This is a genomic window from Rhizobium sullae (genome assembly GCF_900169785.1).
Classification (GTDB): Bacteria; Pseudomonadota; Alphaproteobacteria; order Rhizobiales; family Rhizobiaceae; genus Rhizobium; species Rhizobium sullae.
The window spans coordinates 1-4,870 of record NZ_FWER01000124.1 but is presented as its reverse complement, the minus strand read 5'-3'; the positions used below and the strand labels follow the sequence as shown (position 1 = coordinate 4,870).

General features: G+C 59.8%; 4 protein-coding genes and 3 pseudogenes. 2 read left to right on the top strand and 5 right to left on the bottom strand.

The window, feature by feature from the left end; genetic code table 11:
• Nucleotides 1–82: pseudogene (locus BN1800_RS43255) on the top strand (DUF1127 domain-containing protein); the annotation flags it as partial.
• Nucleotides 83–688: 606 nt separating this feature from the next.
• Here the strand turns inward: BN1800_RS43255 and BN1800_RS38930 are convergent.
• The 3 genes from BN1800_RS38930 to BN1800_RS38920 all read right to left on the bottom strand — a co-directional run bounded on the left by BN1800_RS38930 (nucleotide 689) and on the right by BN1800_RS38920 (nucleotide 2,315).
• Nucleotides 689–1,192 carry an RES family NAD+ phosphorylase gene (locus BN1800_RS38930; protein WP_027513903.1) on the bottom strand — a complete coding sequence of 168 codons (504 nt, stop codon included), beginning with the start codon at nucleotides 1,190–1,192 and terminating at the stop codon, nucleotides 689–691.
• A gap of 9 nt (nucleotides 1,193–1,201) precedes the next feature.
• Nucleotides 1,202–1,552, bottom strand: coding sequence for an MbcA/ParS/Xre antitoxin family protein (locus BN1800_RS38925; protein ID WP_027513904.1), 351 nt, complete (start codon nucleotides 1,550–1,552; stop codon nucleotides 1,202–1,204).
• 193 nt (nucleotides 1,553–1,745) lie between these two features.
• Nucleotides 1,746–2,315 carry a nucleoside 2-deoxyribosyltransferase gene (locus BN1800_RS38920; protein WP_087006201.1) on the bottom strand — a complete coding sequence of 190 codons (570 nt, stop codon included), beginning with the start codon at nucleotides 2,313–2,315 and terminating at the stop codon, nucleotides 1,746–1,748.
• A gap of 84 nt (nucleotides 2,316–2,399) precedes the next feature.
• Between BN1800_RS38920 and BN1800_RS41900 the strand changes: the two are divergent.
• Nucleotides 2,400–2,528, top strand: a pseudogene (locus BN1800_RS41900) (IS110 family RNA-guided transposase); the annotation flags it as partial.
• A 1,360-nt stretch (nucleotides 2,529–3,888) separates the two neighbouring features.
• Here the strand turns inward: BN1800_RS41900 and BN1800_RS38910 are convergent.
• A pseudogene (locus BN1800_RS38910) lies at nucleotides 3,889–4,644 on the bottom strand (sulfite exporter TauE/SafE family protein).
• On the bottom strand, nucleotides 4,626–4,870 hold a 245-nt coding region (locus tag BN1800_RS38905; protein WP_342210326.1), incomplete at its 5' end, for a DUF6691 family protein. The gene BN1800_RS38905 and the pseudogene BN1800_RS38910, both read right to left, overlap by 19 nt.

The following is a 4,870-nucleotide window of genomic DNA, read 5'->3' as shown; positions in this document are numbered from 1 at the left end:
CATGTCCAGCCGTGAACTGCAGGACCTCGGTATCGACCGCGCCGACATCCGCAGCATTGCCCGGGGATCGCTCGCTAAATAGCGCTGGAACCCAACTCGCTTGCGACTGCTCGACGCCCGCTCATCACGCGGGCGTTTTTGCGCCGGCCCATCATGGTTGCACACTCTATTGGATCGTGCCTTGTCGCGCGCCTTGTGGCGTGTGTTTCTTGCATAGCTGCAGTGCAACATAACGCCTATCCAATACCACGCGATCGCCTATGATCGTTCTCGACGAAGTAATGCACCTCCTCCCGCAAAGCTTCGTGTCTCAGACGGCCCACTCCTCCTCCCAGGGGCGTCTGTAGGAATAGCGGCACTCCTCCCCCGTCGCTATTCGGTTCTTTTCGAAAAGCCTGCTGCACCTCCTCCCGCGGCAGGCTTTTTCGTTTCCGGGCTGTCTGCTTAAAGACCGAGGTTGAGTTGCGGCTGTTCGGGCGTCGATCGTGACTCCGCTGTTTTCTCTGTTTCTGCAGTACCTCCAGATCGTTGTTCCGGATCTCAGCGGGGTCAACCTTCGGTGCTGGGCCACACGTGCGGCAGTGCAGGCGGTTGGCAGATATCGAATGGCGCTCGCAGCCGATATCGAAGGCACGGGCTCACTACAGGTGGTGATCCGTGAGCTTCGCTTCCCATGCATTGGGGCGGGCTATTGCGGTCGACCCAGGCGATTGTCGTCGTCAATCAGGATCAGTCGCGCTGGAGCACCGTCGCCCCATTTCCAAAGGACGAGGTTCAGATCCTCCCCGGTCGCGGCCGCGGCGAAGCTTCGGACGAGCAGACCATGATAGCCGGTGGCGGCCAGCCGCCTGGCGAAGCCCTGCGTTCTGGCCTCGCCGCTCGCCTTCATCTGGTCGCGCCATGTCGGATCTGAAATCGCGGCAGCGTCCATTCCTTCGGCCCGAAGCGCATCATCGTCGCGACTGTCGAAGATGCGCTCGAAAGCAGCGTCATAGGAGACGAGCGTTGTCGGCTGCAGGTTGCCGACCTGATTGGCCTCGCGCAACGCAGTCATCACTGATAGCGACGTGTAGAGCGCCGGCATCCCCCTTGGATTGAACCGGCCGCCATAGAGTTCGGCTCCCCGGCCCGAGAGTGGCTGGCGAGCATATATCGGGTTCAGTGCCCGGTAGAGCTTACCTTCATATCGCATCGGCTGGGGCTACGCGTGGATACCGGCGTCGACCGCGTCAATATAGTCGAGCACCTCATCCGCACGGCCGTCGCGCACCAGCTGCATGGCCGTCTGGCCCGAGAAGCCGGGCAGGGGCTCGGAGCGATACCAGGCATAGGCCATCAGCGCCGAGCCGAAGCGCGGCTCGACCTTGTTGACGACCTCGATCATCTCGCGCAGGCGCCGCTGGGTCTTGCCGGAGCGGATCCGGTCCTTGCGCTGGATCGCATCCTTGCCGAGTCCGGCGGTGCGGGCGATTTCTTCACTGGTCGTGCGGAACGCCTCCGCGATTTTGCGCGGCGCGAACAGCCCATTATCCGCATATTGAGCGAGTCCCATTTCTCTCACGTCCGTTCTCGAATGCCAATCTTACTGACTGTATATAGCGTCAGAAAGGGAGGCATTCAATCCGATAAAAGAAGAAAGGGGAAGGGAGCTGGTCGCAGATCGGCTAGACCGGCTCGCGCGACGACGTCGTCGATATTGCACGGTCATTGGCACGGCCGGGCAGGTGAGGGGCGCGCGGTACTCCCTAGCGCAGCTTCTCAACGGCGACGGCAAGACACGTCTTGAACGCGGCAAGGTCCGTATAGAGCGCATCCCGCGCCGCGTCTCCGATGATGAGGACGCCACCGCGCCGCTCAATCCCGGCGTGCAGCATGAGATTGTCGGCCAGGCCAAAATCCTCGACCGCAATCCCGTTCGGGTCTCGCAGTCGACCTTCAGCATCATACGCGACGGCCCCGCCATAAAGATCGCTCACTCGTCCGCTGTGATCGCGGGCCACATTCGTATAAGCGAATACAGGCTTACCGCTTGCGCACATAAAGCCGAGTTCGAAAGCCGTCCCGGTATCGGCGGCAATGCCACGAAAGGGCGTCAGATTGGCGATGATCGCGTCCGCCTGGATCATCATCTTCTCGTCCACCGCGTTTATCGCTGCGGCGCGCTCGCGCTTCGAGTTCGTGTGCGGGATTTCCAGATCGCCGGGCGAGAGCGGGAGAAGTCCCGCCTCACGGGCAAGTGCTGCCTTCCGGTCGAGGATTTCGCGGGCGTTGGGAAGGAAGACCTCCGGACCGGCCAGATAAACTTTTCTTGTCATAAAATTGCACCTGAAAGGGATGGGCTCGGCAACAAAAAATTCCTTCCTCGCTCTACAGCGAAGAAGGATCACAATCCAGTGGGCGAAAACCGCCTACCCGTCATGGTGTTCGATCGCTATCCAGAGCAGACGGCACAGCTGAAGAAGCTCGGTGATCTGTTCGGCAAGGCCGGCCTAACCCTGGCAGATAAGCTGCGCGCAGAAGATGCCGACCTGCGCAAGCGGCTCGTGCTCGATTGATTGAACAGCAAGCGGAGGCGGTTGCGCGATCGACCTCAGCCATTCCATCTTCGGTAGCAGAGAAACTCGCCGGGCTCAGTCGCGAGCCCGGATATAAAGCTGCGGCAATGTCGTGGTGTGGATTGCTCGAGGTTGAAGCACTATGAAAACACCATGGAAATTCCTTGCTCAGCTAACGCGAAGACGGCCGGCCGAAACACGAGAGAGTTCGGTTGGGGTTGATGCCGATACCGCGGCGAGCGTCGTCAAATTCAACGGACGCATCCAGTAGCCCTGACAACGGCGGGAATCCTTCTGTTGATCTCGTGGCGACGACGACTTCAGATGAAACCGACAGCGATCTCGATGTCGCCCAAGCAGTCTCACCGGTCGATGGTGAAGAGGTCCAGAGGCCGGCTCGTCATGAGGTCAGTCGATCTGGTGCCGATGCGCATGCGTTAGTGCCGGAAAGCCAGACAAGCAAAAAGTCTCCACGAACACGGCGGACGAAGCGGCCCGGACGCGCGAAGACAACCCGAGCCGATACGGTTTCGCAGACGAAGAGATCAGGCAACTGAGACGCCAATTGGCGCAAAAAGCGCTGCCGCCCATCATATAAGTTGGCCAGCCTTGCCAAGGGTCAAAGTCGTTTCGTTTGGCTCGCGCTCGATCAGAAGTGAAGCACAACTCATCTACCAAGATGTTCGAGCCGTTCCTAACGCGAACGTGTGTGAGGACGTTACATGCGCAACATGGGTCTTCAATGTCACGGCGCAGTTGCCGGGGAATGTAAGATTGTGCGAGGTCAGATGCTTCAATAGCTGATCGACATTGCGCTTATCAGAAAGCGGAAAGGTAACAGTCATATCGAACTCCATTGGTCTACTTTAGTTCGCTGCAAGAATGTAAGGGTCGAAATATATGCGGTGCAACAAAATTTCGCAGGTGCAGCAAATAAAATCGATTAGGTCCCTTGCGAGCAGTGCGGCTCAACCAAAGCGAGGTTTGACATTGCGGGATCACCACCTGTCAGGAGAAGCATAGGCACCTCGTACCAAAGGGTGTTGAAGTCGCCGAGAACAAGCACTGAGCGGTTCCGGTCAGGCGGTAGTTCTCCTATGAACGCTCTGACAGCCCGAGCTTGTTCGGTTCGGGCCGCGATCGTGGCGTCCTCGGTCGTTGGTTCTTGCCGTAAATAGGATCACTTCCCCATTTCGATGAGAAATGGACATTGATCACCATGACCTGCCTACCGGTGAAAATGAACGGCACAGCACGTGGAAGGCGCTTGCGCTCGAAAGAAGGCTTACAAACGAATAGTGAACCTGGATTGAGGGGACGCATCACGATCCACTCAGCCGGAGAAAAGCGTTCCCCAGTTCCAATATAGAATGTAACCAGCCGCTACGAGTACGAGCTGCGAACTGCGGTTGAGGATGTTCTTATAGGCGCTGAGCCGTGTAGCGAGGAGCATGCCGAGTACGCCGCCGACGATGCCGCCTTCGATGAACTCCGCGGCGAGCCACCAGTCCACCAGGCCCGAGCTGGCATAGTTCGGGGGCCGTCGCCAGATGTGCCGATGGCGTTGATCATCGGCATGCCCGTCGGCAGCATCAAGCCGGGAACGATCAGGAAGCCCCGCCGATGCCGAAGAAGCCGGAGGCAGCCCTGACGGCGAGTGCCACGGCCGCTGTTGCGAGGCACATCCTGAGGTCGACGGGACGGCACTCGACCGCCATCGCCTTCTTCGGCTTCAGCATCAGGAACACCGACGACGATCATGAGGATGCCGAACAGAAAGATCAGGCGGTCCCCTTCCATCGCCTTGCCCAGGCTGGAGCCGTCGAGGGCGCCGAGCGCGGAGAAGACGGCTGCGCAGCGCCACCAGACGTGACCTTGATCGCGTGGTTGCGAAGTTCGTAAAGGCATTCAGCGAGACGGCAAGCGCACCCGTTCCAATCGCGATATGCGGCTGCGTCACCCCGACGACGTAGAGGAGCAGCGGCGTCGCCAGGATGGACCCGCCGCCCAGGAGGCCGAGCATGAAGCCGACGATCCCGCCGGAGCCGACTGTCGCCAAAATAGAGGTGCTCACGTCCGTCTGCTCCATACTCTGTCGTACAAGGTCATGCCGACCGGCATCGCGATGACGAACAGCGCTGTCTGCGGGATGCCACTCGACAGGGACGCAACCGCCGGACCCGGACAGAAGCCGCCGATCCCCCAGCCCAGGCCGAACAAGGCCGAGCCGATCACCAGTGGCGCGTCGATCCGCCGGCTCGTAGGCACATGGAAACTGTCGTCGAAGGCTGGATGCCGCATACGCTTCATCACCT

Excerpts from the sequence above, each read along its gene's own strand:
- BN1800_RS38925 (WP_027513904.1), bottom strand. The coding sequence starts at position 1,552 with ATGGGACTCGCTCAATATGCGGATAATGGGCTGTTCGCGCCGCGCAAA.
- BN1800_RS38930 (WP_027513903.1), bottom strand. The coding sequence starts at position 1,192 with ATGCGATATGAAGGTAAGCTCTACCGGGCACTGAACCCGATATATGCT.
- BN1800_RS38920 (WP_087006201.1), bottom strand. The coding sequence starts at position 2,315 with ATGACAAGAAAAGTTTATCTGGCCGGTCCGGAGGTCTTCCTTCCCAAC.